Source organism: Aeromonas sp. S8(2024), from assembly GCF_041403085.1.
Taxonomy (GTDB): Bacteria; Pseudomonadota; Gammaproteobacteria; order Enterobacterales; family Aeromonadaceae; genus Aeromonas; species Aeromonas dhakensis.
In genome coordinates this window covers 43,092-56,842 of record NZ_JBGLRF010000010.1, presented here as the reverse complement: position 1 = coordinate 56,842, position 13,751 = coordinate 43,092, and the positions used below count along the sequence as shown (strand labels likewise).

The window sequence follows — 13,751 nt, the reverse complement described above, 5'->3', positions numbered from 1 at the left end:
GTCTCTCCGCGTTTTACAGCATGGGAGCCTGGTCAGGAACCTTCAGACCCTGATCCTGCACGATTTTTACCTTGGCGCCGTTGCTCAGGCGTACCTGGCCGGACATGACCACTTCGTCACCCGCCTTGATGCCGGAGACCACGTGGGCATCGTTGCCCTTGCGCTCGCTCACCTTGACCACCACCTGCTCGACGCGCTTCACGCCGTCCTGCTCCTTGACCAGGTAGACGTTCTCGCCGTACAGGGTGAAGGTGATGGCGGTCTGCGGCAGCACTATCTGGTCCTTCTGGGCCGGCAGCAGGATGCTGGCGCGGGCAAACATGCCGGAGCGCAGCAGGCCGTCGTTGTTGGGGATGTTCGCCTGCACCTGGATCAGGCCGCTCTGGTAGTTGACGGCCGGCTCGATGGCGCTGATGTGACCCTTGAACTGGCGGTTCGGGTAGGCATCCACGTTGATCCGGATCTCCTGATTCAGGCTGATGCGGGAGATGTCGGTCTGCGGCACTGTGAAGCGCAGGCGCATCACGCTGGTGTCTTCCAGCCGCACTATGTCGGTGCCCGGCTGCAGGTACTGGCCGAGGAAGACGTTGCGCAGGCCGACCACGCCGGCAAACGGTGCGCGCACTTCGCGGCGGGCGATGGTCGATTTCAGGCTCTCGATGTCGGCCTCGAGGGAACGATAGGTCGCCTCGGCATCATCCAGCTGGTCGCGGGAGATGGAACCCTTGGTAAACAGGTTCTGGTAGCGTTCGTACTTGGCCTTGGCCGCCGGCAGCTTGGCCATGGAGGCGCGCAGGTTGGCCTTCTCGACGCTGGCGTCCAGGCTCAGCAGCAGCTGGTCCAGCTTGACGGTGGCGCCGGATTCGAAGGAGATGCTGTCGATGGTACCGGACTGCTCGGTCGACAGGGTCACCCCCTGATTGGGTTCGATGAAGCCGATCGCCTCGATGGTCGGTACCCAGTCACGGGTCTCCACCTTGTGGGTGGTGACCGGGAACTCGGGCTCCGGCATGTTGGCCATGTAGTTGGCTATCATCTTTTGCTTGAACAGGTTGAAGCCAATCACGCTGCCGAACAGGGCCAGCGCGATGAGCAACATGATGCTCATCCACTTTTTCATGAACTCTCGCTCCTGAGATATGAGTGCAATGTTTAAGGGGTCAAAATGGCTCGCCAGCTGGCCCGGATCACGGCTTCCAGCTGCTCTTGCGTCAGTTCGAATTGGTGAACCTGGCGTTGAAACGCCAGATTTGCCACACAGTCCAGGCTCAGCACCTGCAGTACCCGAACGGGCAGGTCGATAAACAGGCCCTGTTCTATCCCCCGTTCGTAGAAGCGATCCAGCGGGGCCCAGGCGGCCTGGATGACCGGGTCCTGCTCCAGCTCCGCTCCCAGCGGGGATGTTTCATACTGCAATTTGCATTTGAGCGCGTTCGGTTCGTCGACAAAGATGGCGTGGATGTTGAGCCACAGCCGCCGAAATTGTTCGAACGATACCTCCTCTGTCTGCACGCCTTCCATGACCAGGGGATGACACTGGAGGATGGTGTGCCGATAGAGTTGACGGATGAGGTCATCCTTGTCGCTGAAATAGCGATAGATGGTGCCTGCCGCCACTCTGGCTTTCTTGGCCACCACGGCAATGGAGAGGCCGTGGAAACCCTGTTCGCCGAGTACTTCATGAGCCGCATCGAAAATGCGTTCTTTCTTGTTCATGATTGGATGATCACAACGACTGAATGAACGTTCATTCATTCTAGGGAGGCTTTGAGGCAAGTCAAGTTTTGCCCATCGCTGTCAGCAAGATGGGGTGGGGGGAAAAGTAGCGGGGAGGGGCCGGAACCGGCCTGAATAACACAAAATCGCTTAAAAAAAGCCAGAAACGATGGAAAAACAAGCGGTTGATTCGACTTGATAAAAAAAGGGTAGACAAGGTGGGTCCTCATCATTAATATTGCGCCCCGTTCGACAGCGTAGCGCCCGTAGCTCAGCTGGATAGAGCGCTGCCCTCCGGAGGCAGAGGTCACAGGTTCGAATCCTGTCGGGCGCACCATCAAAAGTGCGCCGGTTAAACGGGCGAGTTGAAGAACGAAAACAGCTGTGGTGGCTGTAGCTCAGTTGGTAGAGTCCCGGATTGTGATTCCGGTTGTCGTGGGTTCGAGCCCCATCAGCCACCCCATTTTACAGCTTGTCAGGTACGCGAAGGTGGCGGAATTGGTAGACGCGCTAGCTTCAGGTGTTAGTGCCCCCCGGGTGTGAGGGTTCGAGTCCCTCTCTTCGCACCATACTTGCTGTATAACGAGGATGACCGCATGGTCGTCTTTGTTTTTTGTAGAATCAAAATATTCTCGGTGATTAGCGCAGCCCGGTAGCGCATCTGGTTTGGGACCAGAGGGTCAAAGGTTCGAATCCTTTATCACCGACCACATTCTGAAAAACCTCGCTTCGGCGGGGTTTTTTGCTTTCAGCCTTGCCTATCATCCCGGCTTGCCGCGTCGCTGTAACGTTTGTTTACACTCTATCCGGGCAGTCTTGTCCCCCCTTCAGTTATCCTGCCAGCTGGAGTCCTTGGTGACCGGATGTCACAGACCTCTTTCAGGCTTTTTTATGCATAACAAAATCTCGATTTTCTCCTGCAGACCCGCAGTCATGGCCGCCCTGCTGCTGGGCGGTTGTACCCTCAAGCCGCCGATGGATGAGGTGATGAACTCCATGGTCTCTCAATCGCAGAGCGAGTATGCCTCCTCCCTCTTGCTGACCTACAACGGCTTTTGTGTCGGTGTTGCCGGGCAGCAGGCCGTCACCCAGGTGTGCGGTGGCAAAGACACCAGGCCGTTTGAGTGGGCGCTGGGAGAGCTGAAGATGCAGGAGACATGCCTGCAGGCCAGAAGTGGCAATGAGCTGATCCTGGCTCCCTGCGATGGTCATGCCCAGTGGGTGTGGCGGGAGGACAAGCTGTTCAACAACAAGGCCTCCCGTTGTCTGGATGTCGCGGGGCGGCGTCACACCCCGAATACGCCCTTGCGTTTGGCAGAGTGCTATGGTGGTGCCAATCAGAGCTTCCTGGTCGGGGGGATTGAGTGATGCGTCCATCTCCTTTGATTGCCGCCTGTCTCTCGCTTTCGCTGGGAGGGTGCCAGAGTCTGGACTCTTCGGATTTTCTGCTGGGGGCCGTGGTGATCGGTGCCATAGGCGCTGCCGCCTACTACGACCACAAGCAGGAGAAGAAGGAAGCCCGCAAGCGAGAGGAGTCGGGGGGGCAGTTGCTGGCAGCCAATGGCAAATGCCTCGACATTGCCGGTGGCGTGCGCAATGGCAACCAGTTGCAGCTTTGGGACTGCAACGGCGGAGAGAACCAGCGCTTTCGTCTGGATGGCAAGGCGGTGAAGGTCGGCGGCAAGTGCCTGGATGTGGCCGGCGGCGATCGCGACACCGGGGCCAGGGTGATCGCCTGGGATTGTCATGGCGGCAGCAATCAGCAGTGGCGTTGGGAGCGGGATCGGCTGGTCAGCCGCAGCAGCCACCTCTGTCTGGATGTATCCAAGGATGGCAGTGCCAATGGCACTCCCCTGATCCTCTGGCAGTGCCATGGGGGCGACAACCAGCGCTTTCGAAGAAAGTAACCCCGGATTGCCAATGCCAGTCAGCATCAACTGACTGGCATTGTTTTTTTGCGTGTCCCGGTGAACGGGGATCAGTAGTTGACGACTTTTTTGGCGTTCCACACCGTCATGGCGAGCAGCATGGAGACCACGGAGGCACCGAGCCAGAAGTACTGGGCACTGCTGAAGTCATAGTGGGTCACGCCGTCGATCTCGCTGGTCTTGATGAGGGCCGCGGAGACCAGCTCCTGGATGGAGGCGGCGATGTAGGAGCAGAGACCGATGAAGCCTTTCACGGCACCGACCGCCGTCTTGGGCATCAGGTCGCAGGCGGTCAGGCCGGCCAGGAACACCACCAGACCACCGATGGCGTAGCCGATCAGGGCCAGCGCGACGGCATCCATCATGCGGCTCTGCGGGCCCCAGAACATCAGGCACATGCCGGCCACGTTGGCCAACCCGTACAGCAGGGTGGGGATGTGGCGGTTGGCGTTGAATACCTTGTCGGAGATGATCCCGGCCAGGATGGCGCCGAGGAAGCCGGCGATGGGGTAGGCCGACATGGCGAAACCGGCGTCGATCAGGCTGTAGCCCTTCTGCTCCTGCAGGTAGAGCACGGCCCAGGAGCTCATGGCGTAGCGGGACATGTACATGCAGGCGCAGGCGGCGGCGATGAGCCAGACGACGGGCTGCTTGAGCACGAACAGCTGGGCGCGGCGGATTTCGGCCGGATCCACCTTCTTGGCGATCTCGGGGGCTTCACCAAAGGCGACGGCCGGCTCCGGCAGGGCATAGGTCTGCGGGCGATCTTTCAGCACCAGATACATGCACAGGGCGGCGATCAGGGAGGCGATGCCGGCGCCGATGAAGCCGGCCTTCCAGCCGAAGTAGCTGACGATGGTGGCGGTCAGGATCCAGGAGATGCCTTCCCCTATGTTGCGCGAGCCACCCCAGACCGAGTAGACCGAGCCCCGCTGCTTGGGGGAGAACCACTGGAAGATGGAGACGCAGGAGGGGGCGGAACCGACGGACTGGAACCAGCCGTTCAGGCCCCACATCAGCACCAGGAAGAAGGTGGCGGTGTTCATGCCCATCAGGATGGTGCAGATGGACGAGAGCCCCAGCGAGACCGACATGAAGCGGCCTATGTTGGCGTAGTCGGAAAGGAAGCCGTTGGAGAACTTGCCGACGGCGTAGGTGAACAGGAAGGCGGAGCCGATGACCCCCAGCTCCTCCAGGGTCACCACGCCGGAGTCCAGCATGGGTTTCTTGACCACGTTGAGGCTCATGCGCACGACATAGAACATGGCATAGCCCAGTACCAGCCCCAGGAAGACCTGCCACTGGTACTTGCGGTAAATCGAGCGGATTTTATCGGGCGAGGCATCCATGACCGGCAGGTCGGCTCGCGTCTTGAAGAAGTTGAACATGGGGTTCTCCGTTTCTATTTTGGCAGCATGGTTTCAGAGGGAGCTCTGATAGCGGCTGCCATCATATGAAGGGAGAAATTCAGCCGGCAAAAAGCCGGATATGGGTCAACTCTGACTCAATCATGGGAAAACCATGAGTCAAAAATGACATATTTGAACTGTCCTATTGATATTCGATGAATAACAATAGCCGCGTGTCGAGGCATAATGAGTCAGAACTGGCTCATCCTCGTGAAAATAAAAATTACGGCATGTGCCGAATATTAGATGTACTGCACATATTCCTGAATTAACGCGCGAGTCGACCGATAGTCATGCACCTCTTTTGCCGCCGGCTGGCCCTGTTTATGGGCTGCGTTTTGTTGCCATTCAGCACCCTGCAGGCCGCTTCACTGACGGTGCTCACCTCGTTTTCGGAGGCGCCGGTCAAGGCGGTGATCGAGGGTTTTGCCGAACAATATCCCGGGATCCGGGTCGAAGTTATTTATCGGCGCACCATTCCCTCCTTGCGCTTATTAACGGAAGCCGATGCACCGCAAGTCGATATTATCATGTCCTCTTCGCCGACTTTTTTTAACACGCTGGACAAAGCCGGTTTGTTGGCGGCTTTGCCAAATGAAACTATGCCGCCCAAATGGCTCGCTCCCCATACCCTGGGGCTGGGCAATAAAGTGGCCGTGGTCGGTTATTCCAGCAGTGGCATCATGTATAACCGCCATTATCTGGCCAAATATCAGCTGCCGCAGCCCACCAGCTGGCAGCAACTGGCGTCCCCGATCTTCATGGGGCACGTGATGATGAGCTCGCCCTCCCAGTCCGGCACCACCCACATGATGGTGGAGAGCGTGCTGCAGCAATATGGCTGGCAGCAGGGCTGGGCCCTGCTGATGCGGCTGGGTGGCAACCTGTCGGCCATCACGGCGCGCAGCTTCGGGGTGAGCGACGGCATCAGCCGCGGTCTGGCGGGGGCCGGCCCGGTGATCGACAGCTACGCCCTCACCAGCCAGGCCCGCTTCGATCACGTCGGCTTCAACATCATGCCCGACTCGGTGATCCTGCCGACCTATCTGGGGGTACCCCGTCGCTCGGACAATCCGCACAGTGGCGCCCTCTTCATCCAGTACCTGCTTTCCGACAAGGGGCAGGGGATCCTCGCCACACCCGGCATGGCCAAGGCCACCCTGAGCCAGCCCGGGCTGGCCAGGCAGACCCGCTACGTCACCGACAAGGCGCTGCTCTATCGACGGGCAGGCCTGCTCAAGGCCCTGTTCGAGCAGGCCATCACCCAGCAGCTGCCCAGGCTGAAGATGACCTGGCAGGGGATCAACGGGTTGAATACCCACGGCGAGCCCTGGCGGGTTGCACTGCTGGAGCAGGCCGTCACCAAGGCGAGCATGCCGCCGCTGAGCGAGCAGGAGGCGCAGGATCCGGCTCTGCTGGCGCTGTTTGACGGCCTCTATGACCGGGAGCAGGGCAATCCGCAGGCGGAACGGGTGATGCACCAGTGGCGCCAGGCGACCGAGGCGCGCCTGAACGAGGCGCAACGGCTGGTCGAACAGGCGGCCAGGCCATGAGCCGGCTGGGGCACCTGCTGGCCATGCCGCGCAGCCTGGGGCAGCGGCTCATCCTCGCCTTCGTGGCCATCACCGCCCTGACCGGCGCCATGGGCATGGCCGCCTATGTGATGTGGGATCGGCTGGGCCGGCAGATCCACCTCATCGTGGAGGAGAGCCTGCCCGCCATCGACAACGCCTATCAGCTGGAGCGGGCCAGTTCCCGCCTGTTGCTGCTGCTGGCCCAGCTGCGCGACACCCGGGATCCGGTGCAGTACCAGCGCCTCTCCCACTCGGTGTCGACCACCCTGCGGGACATCCAGCGCGCTTACCGGCTGGGCACCCCGGGGGATCAGGAGACACCCTCGCAACGCCAGGCGTTCGGGGAGCTGAGCGCGCTGGTGGCGGATCACGGGCGCTACCTCAAGCAGCAGATCGAGCACGCCGAAACCCTGCAGCAACTGCAAAAGCGCAGCAACTGGCTGCATCAGGATCTGGTGGATGATGCCGCCCCTCTGCTGCAGGAGGTGGAGTGGCACCTGACCGGCATGGTGGCAAGCCCGGACGACATGAGCGAGTTTGGCAACGTCATCAAGGAGTTCTCCGCCCTGCAGGATCTCACCTTCAAGGAGAACGAGCTGCAGTCCCTGGTCGGCGAGGTGATCGCCCAGCGTTATCAGCAGGATCTGGAGAGCGCCTTCCTGTTCATCGGCTACAAGATCGACGAGATAGACGAGCTGACCTCGCGGCTAGCAGAGTACCCCTCGACCGTGAGCTACCGCCAGATCCTGCAGGACATCATCACCCTAGTGAAGCCGGATGGCCCGCTGCACCGGCTGCTGCTGGCGGATGTGCAGACCCATCAGCAGCTGACGGCCCTGCGCCCCCGGCTGGACGACGCCGTGTCGCGCTATCACCAGAAGGTCAGCCTGATGGTGAGCGATGCCAACCGCTCCCTCAGCGCGCTGGGGGAGGACAGCAGCCAGCAGGTGGCGACCGGCAAGCTGGTGATCCTGGTGGTGCTGGCGCTCACCCTGCTGCTCAGCATCTTCGTGCTGGTGGTGCTGATCGGCCGCCGGCTGATCAAGCGGCTCGACCTGCTGGGGCAGGAGCTGGACAGAGTCGCGGCAGGCCGGCTGGACGTGCCGGTCAGCACCAGCGGCCGGGACGAGATCGGCCGACTGGGCGACAGTTTGCGCCACTTCAGCCAGCAGTTGCAGCAGATGGAGCGGGCCAATGCCCTCAACCTCATCAATAACACCCAGGCCTGCCTCATCACCTGCCATCCTGATGGCACAATAGAGTCGGTCAACCCGAGCGCGCTCACCCTGTTCCGGCAGACCGGCATCGAGCCGGGCCGGCCGTTGTGGCAGGCCTTTCCGGCAGCGGCGAGGGCGATGCTGGCGGAGCAGTTCGGGGCGGACCAGCCGCTGCACCGGCTCGGCCACAGCGAGTGCACCCTGGCCTGCGATCAGGACGAGACGCCCCGTTTCCTGCATCTCAACCTGCGCCGCTTCGAACAGGGGCGCGGGTACAGATTCATCATCACCATCACGGATGTCACCCGCCAGGAGCTGACGGCCAGGGAGCTCGGCCTGCGGGTGGCGGAGCGTACCCGCGAGCTGACCGAGAACAACCGGCTGCTGGCGGAGGAAGTGGTGCAGCGCCAGCAGGCGGAGCGCACCCTGTTGCAGACCCAGGATGAGCTGATCCAGGCGGCCAAGATGGCGGTGGTGGGGCAGGCGATGACCAGCCTGGCCCACGAGCTGAACCAGCCGCTGTCGGCGATGATGACCTACCTCTACACCAGCCGGGCGGCCCTCGCCGCCGGTCAGCTGCAGGCGCTGGACCAGGACCTGGGCAAGCTCGACAAGCTGGGGCGGCGCATGAGCCGCATCATCAATGCGTTGCGCCATTTCGCCCGCAAGTCGCCGGCGGAGGAGGTGCGGGTCCGGCTCGAGCTGGGGGCGCTGGCCGAACAGGCCATGTTGCTGCTGGAGACGCGGGCGAAACGCGATGGCTGCACCCTCTGCAACGAGTTGCCGGAGGGGCTCTGGCTCGAGACCGACCCCGTGCTGCTGGAGCAGGTGCTGGTGAACCTGCTGGTAAACGGGTTGGACGCGGTGGCCGGGCTGGCGCGGCGCGAGATCCGGCTGCAGTTGCTGGAACGAAGTGAGGCCCGGCTGCGGCTGGCGGTGGTCGACAGCGGTGCCGGCTTCGGCGAGGCGATCCTGCCCAGGTTGTTCACCCCCTTCACCACCTCCAAGGAGGTCGGGTTGGGACTGGGGCTGACCATCTGCCGCTCCCTGCTGGCCCGCTGCGGTGGCGAGATCATGCTGGGCTCGGCGCTGACTGGCGGCGCCATGGTGATAGTGGAATTGACGGCGGTCGACCCTGCCGGGTCGAACGCCCATCAGAACGAGGAGAGTGCCATCTATGCTGTTGCCCGCTAACCGTCCCGCCAACGTGCTGCTGGTGGACGATGACGAGGACGTGCTGGAGTCCTATTGCCACCTGTTGCGGCTCTCCGGCTACCAGCCGAGGGCGACCACCTCCCCCCACGAGGCACTGGAGCTGCTGGCCGGCCAGTGGCCCGGGGTGCTGGTCTCTGACATCTACATGCCCGCCATGAACGGCATGGAGCTGTTGGCCCGGGTGCACGAGATAGATGCCGAGATCCCGGTCATCATGATCACCGGCCATGGCGACATCCCGCTGGCGGTGAAGGCGGTGAAACAGGGGGCGTTCGACTTTCTGGAGAAACCGCTTCATCCCCAGGATTTGCTGGGCCTGCTGGAGCGGGCCTGCCAGCAGCGCAGTGCCGTGCTGGCGCGGCGCAGCGAGATCCAGGCGACGGTGGATGACGAACTGATCGGCACCAGCCCGCAGATAGTGGCGATCCGCGGCCAGCTCAACCAGCTGGCGCAGACCGACAAGGATCTGCTGCTGGAGGGGCCGGCCGGTTCTGGCCGCCACACCCTGGCCCGGCTGCTGCACAGGATCAGCGCCCGGCGGGAGCAGACCTTCCAGCTGCACGACTGCGGGTCGGCACCCAGTCTGGCCGAGGTGCAGGCCAGCCTGGCGCAGGCCGATCAGGGCACGCTGGTGCTGCAATCCCCGGCCCGCCTGAGTGCCGGCTGCCAGCGCTGGCTCGGCAACCACCTGCTGGATCAGGAGCGCAAGGGAGGCAAGTCGCTGCGCACCATAGCGCTGTTCGAGGAGTCTCCGGAGGCGCTGGTGGAGCGCCAGCAGCTGATGCCGGAGCTCTACTACTTCCTCTCCCAGGTGCGGCTCAGGCTGCCGCGGCTGGTGGAGCGCAGCTGCGACATCATTCCCCTGTTCCGGGCCTTTCTGCGACAGGGCTGCAAGCGCATCGGCCGGCCGGTGCCGGCGGTGGATCGCGCCTATCTGGAGACGCTCAAGCGGCATCAGTGGCCCGGCAATCTGCGTGAACTGCGCAACGTGGCCGAGCTCTATGCGGTGGGGATCGTCAAGCTGGCCGGTGCGGAGCGGGCCATGCCGCTGGCCAGCGGCAAAGAGCCGCTGGACGATCTGGTGGAGGAGTTCGAGCGGCGGGTGATCGAGGATACCCTGTTCCTCTTCTCCGGCCGGGTGACCGACGCCGCCCAGTACCTCGGCATTCCGCGCAAGAAGCTTTACCTGCGCATGAAGAAGCACCAGCTCGACAAGGAGCAGTTCAAGCCGGCCACCTGAGGGGTTGCCGGCTTGCTCGTTTGGAGGATTATCCGGGTGGGAGCACGCCATGAGCCGCAGAGCTGCTCATGGCGCCTTGTCTCAGGCGACGTTGACACCCTGCAGGGCGAACAGCTGCTCCAGATAGACGGCAACGCCGTCCTCGTCAGAGCTCAGGGTCTGTTCGTGGTTGGCCAGCGCCAGCTTGAGCCGGTCGTGGGCATTGCCCATCACCACGCCGCGGCCGACCATGCTCAGCATCTCGAAGTCGTTCATGCCATCGCCAAAGGCCACTGCCTGGGACATCTCCAGCCCATGCTGCTCCAGTACGGCGCGCACCGCATTGCCCTTGTGTACCCCGGCGTGCATCACCTCGAGGCAGTCCGGCAGGGAGAAGGTGACGTTGAGCCGATCACCATAACGCTGGTTCAGCTCTGCCTCGATCTGCAGCAGCTTCTCGTGTTCGCCGATGTAAAACACCTTGTTGACCTTGTCCAGCGGGTGGCTGGCGAGATCGGTCAGGCGGTAGCTGAAGCCGGATTCATGATGGAACTGCAGCAGCCAGGGCATCTCCTCTTCTACCAGCCACTCGTCGCCGTAGTAGAGGTTGATGTGGATGGAGGGGTCGCGCTCCAGCGCGATCAGCTCGGCCGCCACGCTGTCCGGCAGGGCCTGGTTGAAGATCAGCTGATCCTGCTTGTCGTGCACCACGGCGCCGTTGGAGGTGATGAGATAGATGTCGAGCCCGAGCGTGTCGCGGATGCTGCGCACATCCACATGGTGACGGCCGGTGGCCACCACGAACTTGACTCCCTGATCCACCAGACGGTGCAGGGTATCGCGGGTGCGGGGGGAGATCTGGTGCTGCCCGTTGAGCAGGGTGCCATCGAGATCAGATACAACGACCTTATACATCATCACCTCGGGGTTACGAATGAAAGCGGGAGCAGTTTACAGCAACCGCTCCCGCGACCCCATTTATTTAGGGATACAAAAAATAACCAGCCGTCAGTAGCGCGCGAAGAAGGCCAGGGTGGCGTTGAGCGCGGCCTGGCGCTGGGGATCGGCCTCCATGAACAGCTCGTGCCAGGCCCCTTCGATACGCAGCGGCTTGCCCCCTTCGCAGCGAGCGAGCGCGCAGAAGGCATCCTGCGCCGCGTTGTCCACCACGCCGTCGTCACCGGCCTGCAGCAGCAGCAGCGGCGTCTTGATGGCGCCAGCCTCGGCCACGGCGGCGTCCGCCCCCGTCAGCCCCTGATAGATCCAGTGGGCGGTGGCACCTCCCAGCTTAATCTGCGGGCGCTGCTCATAGAGCTCGCGGAAGGCCTGATAGCGGGCTGCGCTGTGGCTCAGACCGTTGTCGGCAAAGTCGTGGCTCTCGTACGGGCCCTGACCCGGGCCGTAGGGAGGCTCGCCCAGCCAGCCGCCGACCGTGCCTATGGTGGCCGCCAGCCCCTTGGCCAGCCACTTGGGCAGGCCGCCCAGATTGATGCCCATCATGGGGGAGGAGAGCACGGCCGCCTCGATGTCACCGGGCCAGCGCTCCAGATAGCGGGCCGAGATGGCGCCGCCCATGGAGTGGGCCAGCAGGAACAGCTTGGCGGGCTGGTCCTGGGCGATCACCTCGTCATGAAACTGCTTGAGATCGAGCACATAATCGTCGAACTGGTCGACATATCCCTTCTCCGGGTCGGCCAGCAGCCGATCGGACAAGCCCTGGCCGCGGTGGTCGATGAGGTAGAGGCTGTAGCCCTGACGCCACAGATCCCAGGCCAGCTCCTGATACTTGAGGTAGCTTTCGACCCGGCCGTTGACGATGAGGATGGCGCGATCGACCTTGGCCTGGCGCAGGGCGGCATAGCGGATGGTGACGCCATCCTTGCCCTTGAAGGCGCTCTCGACGGCGTGCTGGCGCCAGAAGTCGGGCAGCGTCTGCTGATGGAGGGTGGCGACGTCGGCTTCCGGCGTCAGCTGGTAGGGATTGTTCACGGCGAGGGCTCCGGCAGAAAACAAGGTCAGGGCCAGCAGGGCGGGCGACATCAGCTTCATGATGCCGACTCTTGCTGCCAGTGCTGGTAAAGCCCCTCGATGTCGCCCGAGCAGAGCAGCGGCATGGCCGCCTGCAGGCGCGGCAGCGGCCAGTCCCACCACCGCATCTCTTGCAGCAGGGCAATCTGCTCATCGCCGAAGCGGCGACGGATCGGCTTGGCCGGGTTGCCGCCGACTATGGTGTAGGGCTCCACATCCCGGGTGACCACGGCGCGGGTGGCGATGACGGCGCCATCGCCTATGGTGATGCCGGGCATGATCATGGCTTCCGAGCCGATCCAGACATCATTGCCGACCCGGGTATCCCCCTTACGCTGGAAGCCGCTCTGCACCCCGTCGCCAAAGGTGGCCGGATCGAACGGGAAGGTGGATACCCACTCCATGCGATGGCCCTGATTGCCGGCCAGCAGGAAGGTGGCACCCGAGCCGATGGAGCAGAACTTGCCGATGAGCAGGCGATCCACCTCGCCCCAGATGCCGCTCTCCCAGGTCTCCCGGGTCGAGCCGTCACCCAGCAGATAGCGTACGCAGTGATCCTCGAACGTCTTGCCATGGTAGTAGCCGGAGTAGTAGCTGTAGTCGCCCGCCTCGATATTGGGGTTGCTGAGATGCTCCCGTATTACCTGGGACTCCAGCCAGCTGCCAAAGGGACTATTCATTATTATTGCTCCTGTAATTGCTCATCTTGCTGTGCAGCCCAGCCTTTGCGGGTCAGCTGCATCTGCTGCCACCACTGCTCGTCAGCCAGGATCTCACCGGCCGGGCCGAGCTGGGGATAGGGCATCTCCTTCTCCTTGCAGAGCTGGGCATAGATGGGGTAACCCCCCTCGAACAGTATGCTGTTCTGCTCTTCCAGGCTTAAGGGGCAGCCGCGTTGATAACAGCCGGCCAGCTCGCGTTGGCGCTGGGCCTCGTAGAGGATGGCGGCGGCGGCCACCGAGACGTTGAGGGACTGCACCATGCCCACCATGGGGATGACGATATGGTGATCGGCCAGGGCCAGCGCCTCTTCGCCGATGCCGTGCTTCTCCTGGCCCACCAGGATGGCGGTGGGCTTGGTGTAGTCGATGGCGCGAAAATCCACCGAGCTGTCGGAGAGGTGGGTCGCCAGGATCTGCATGCCGGAGGCTTTCAGCTCGGCCACTGCGCTGCCGATGTCCGGGTGCAGCTTCACGTCCACCCAGTTCTGGCTGCCGCGGGCGGTACCCTTGCGCTTGTGGATCCAGCTCTTGGGCCAGACCGCGTGCACCCGGTGGATGCCAATGGCATCGGCGGTGCGCACGATGGCGGCCAGGTTGTGCGGCTTGTGGACCTCTTCCATGCAGACGGTCAGATCGAGCTGGCGCTGGGCCAGCATGTCGGAAATTCGTTTGAAGCGTTCAGGTGTCATGTCAGTTTCTATCGGGTGAGGCAGGTGCGCGCAT

At 62.7% G+C, this 13,751-nt stretch carries 12 protein-coding genes and 4 tRNA genes; 9 read left to right on the top strand and 7 right to left on the bottom strand.

Going from position 1 to position 13,751, the window contains the following annotated elements; genetic code table 11:
- Positions 1–13: 13 nt before the first annotated feature.
- Both ACB031_RS19680 and ACB031_RS19675 read right to left on the bottom strand, forming a co-directional pair.
- Positions 14–1,120, bottom strand: a complete 1,107-nt coding sequence (locus ACB031_RS19680) for an efflux RND transporter periplasmic adaptor subunit (RefSeq protein ID WP_005307097.1) — start codon at positions 1,118–1,120, stop codon at positions 14–16.
- A 32-nt stretch (positions 1,121–1,152) separates the two neighbouring features.
- Complete coding sequence (locus ACB031_RS19675) at positions 1,153–1,716, bottom strand: TetR/AcrR family transcriptional regulator (RefSeq protein ID WP_026141424.1); 564 nt, start codon at positions 1,714–1,716, stop codon at positions 1,153–1,155.
- 260 nt (positions 1,717–1,976) lie between these two features.
- On the opposite strand from ACB031_RS19675, the gene ACB031_RS19670 reads away from it, so the two are divergent.
- The 6 genes from ACB031_RS19670 to ACB031_RS19645 all read left to right on the top strand — a co-directional run bounded on the left by ACB031_RS19670 (position 1,977) and on the right by ACB031_RS19645 (position 3,623).
- A tRNA-Arg gene (locus ACB031_RS19670) sits at positions 1,977–2,053 on the top strand.
- Positions 2,054–2,103: 50 nt separating this feature from the next.
- Positions 2,104–2,179 (top strand) — tRNA-His (locus ACB031_RS19665).
- A gap of 20 nt (positions 2,180–2,199) precedes the next feature.
- Positions 2,200–2,285: transfer RNA gene (locus ACB031_RS19660), tRNA-Leu, on the top strand.
- Between the two features lie 64 nt (positions 2,286–2,349).
- Positions 2,350–2,426: transfer RNA gene (locus tag ACB031_RS19655), tRNA-Pro, on the top strand.
- A 223-nt stretch (positions 2,427–2,649) separates the two neighbouring features.
- Positions 2,650–3,084, top strand: coding sequence for a ricin-type beta-trefoil lectin domain protein (locus ACB031_RS19650; RefSeq protein WP_371140100.1), 435 nt, complete (start codon positions 2,650–2,652; stop codon positions 3,082–3,084).
- Between the two features lie 14 nt (positions 3,085–3,098).
- Positions 3,099–3,623: a lectin gene (locus ACB031_RS19645; RefSeq protein ID WP_017766490.1), complete on the top strand. Its 525-nt coding sequence runs from the start codon at positions 3,099–3,101 to the stop codon at positions 3,621–3,623.
- A gap of 71 nt (positions 3,624–3,694) precedes the next feature.
- On the opposite strand, the gene ACB031_RS19640 is transcribed toward ACB031_RS19645, so the two are convergent.
- Positions 3,695–5,032 (bottom strand): MFS transporter, encoded by a 1,338-nt coding sequence (locus ACB031_RS19640; protein ID WP_005307086.1) that lies wholly within the window; start codon positions 5,030–5,032, stop codon positions 3,695–3,697.
- A gap of 314 nt (positions 5,033–5,346) precedes the next feature.
- Here ACB031_RS19640 and ACB031_RS19635 point away from each other — a divergent pair, with 314 nt between their 5' ends.
- The 3 genes from ACB031_RS19635 to ACB031_RS19625 are packed head-to-tail and all read left to right on the top strand — an operon-like array spanning position 5,347 to position 10,299.
- Complete coding sequence (locus tag ACB031_RS19635) at positions 5,347–6,606, top strand: ABC transporter substrate-binding protein (protein ID WP_162513135.1); 1,260 nt, start codon at positions 5,347–5,349, stop codon at positions 6,604–6,606.
- Positions 6,603–9,038 (top strand): ATP-binding protein, encoded by a 2,436-nt coding sequence (locus tag ACB031_RS19630; RefSeq protein WP_371140099.1) that lies wholly within the window; start codon positions 6,603–6,605, stop codon positions 9,036–9,038. Before ACB031_RS19635 ends, ACB031_RS19630 begins: the two co-directional genes overlap by 4 nt.
- Positions 9,022–10,299, top strand: coding sequence for a sigma-54 dependent transcriptional regulator (locus ACB031_RS19625; RefSeq protein ID WP_226014190.1), 1,278 nt, complete (start codon positions 9,022–9,024; stop codon positions 10,297–10,299). Before ACB031_RS19630 ends, ACB031_RS19625 begins: the two co-directional genes overlap by 17 nt.
- Before the next feature lie 81 nt (positions 10,300–10,380).
- Here ACB031_RS19625 and ACB031_RS19620 read toward each other — a convergent pair whose 3' ends face one another.
- From ACB031_RS19620 to trmH, 4 genes are all read right to left on the bottom strand, one after another.
- Positions 10,381–11,193, bottom strand: a complete 813-nt coding sequence (locus ACB031_RS19620) for a Cof-type HAD-IIB family hydrolase (RefSeq protein ID WP_005307075.1) — start codon at positions 11,191–11,193, stop codon at positions 10,381–10,383.
- Positions 11,194–11,286: 93 nt separating this feature from the next.
- Complete coding sequence (locus ACB031_RS19615; RefSeq protein WP_336291522.1) at positions 11,287–12,327, bottom strand: alpha/beta fold hydrolase; 1,041 nt, start codon at positions 12,325–12,327, stop codon at positions 11,287–11,289.
- Positions 12,324–12,986: a CatB-related O-acetyltransferase gene (locus ACB031_RS19610; RefSeq protein WP_019839357.1), complete on the bottom strand. Its 663-nt coding sequence runs from the start codon at positions 12,984–12,986 to the stop codon at positions 12,324–12,326. The genes ACB031_RS19615 and ACB031_RS19610 overlap by 4 nt, the downstream gene beginning before the upstream one ends.
- A gap of 2 nt (positions 12,987–12,988) precedes the next feature.
- A complete protein-coding gene (gene trmH, locus ACB031_RS19605) occupies positions 12,989–13,717 on the bottom strand; it encodes a tRNA (guanosine(18)-2'-O)-methyltransferase TrmH (RefSeq protein WP_017780340.1) in 729 nt (242 codons plus the stop codon).
- Positions 13,718–13,751 lie beyond the last annotated feature (34 nt).

Excerpts from the sequence above, each read along its gene's own strand:
- ACB031_RS19620 (WP_005307075.1), bottom strand. The coding sequence starts at position 11,193 with ATGTATAAGGTCGTTGTATCTGATCTCGATGGCACCCTGCTCAACGGG.
- ACB031_RS19625 (WP_226014190.1), top strand. The coding sequence starts at position 9,022 with ATGCTGTTGCCCGCTAACCGTCCCGCCAACGTGCTGCTGGTGGACGAT.
- ACB031_RS19635 (WP_162513135.1), top strand. The coding sequence starts at position 5,347 with ATGCACCTCTTTTGCCGCCGGCTGGCCCTGTTTATGGGCTGCGTTTTG.
- ACB031_RS19630 (WP_371140099.1), top strand. The coding sequence starts at position 6,603 with ATGAGCCGGCTGGGGCACCTGCTGGCCATGCCGCGCAGCCTGGGGCAG.
- ACB031_RS19650 (WP_371140100.1), top strand. The coding sequence starts at position 2,650 with ATGGCCGCCCTGCTGCTGGGCGGTTGTACCCTCAAGCCGCCGATGGAT.
- ACB031_RS19610 (WP_019839357.1), bottom strand. The coding sequence starts at position 12,986 with ATGAATAGTCCCTTTGGCAGCTGGCTGGAGTCCCAGGTAATACGGGAG.
- ACB031_RS19680 (WP_005307097.1), bottom strand. The coding sequence starts at position 1,120 with ATGAAAAAGTGGATGAGCATCATGTTGCTCATCGCGCTGGCCCTGTTC.
- ACB031_RS19675 (WP_026141424.1), bottom strand. The coding sequence starts at position 1,716 with ATGAACAAGAAAGAACGCATTTTCGATGCGGCTCATGAAGTACTCGGC.
- trmH (WP_017780340.1), bottom strand. The coding sequence starts at position 13,717 with ATGACACCTGAACGCTTCAAACGAATTTCCGACATGCTGGCCCAGCGC.
- ACB031_RS19640 (WP_005307086.1), bottom strand. The coding sequence starts at position 5,032 with ATGTTCAACTTCTTCAAGACGCGAGCCGACCTGCCGGTCATGGATGCC.
- ACB031_RS19615 (WP_336291522.1), bottom strand. The coding sequence starts at position 12,327 with ATGAAGCTGATGTCGCCCGCCCTGCTGGCCCTGACCTTGTTTTCTGCC.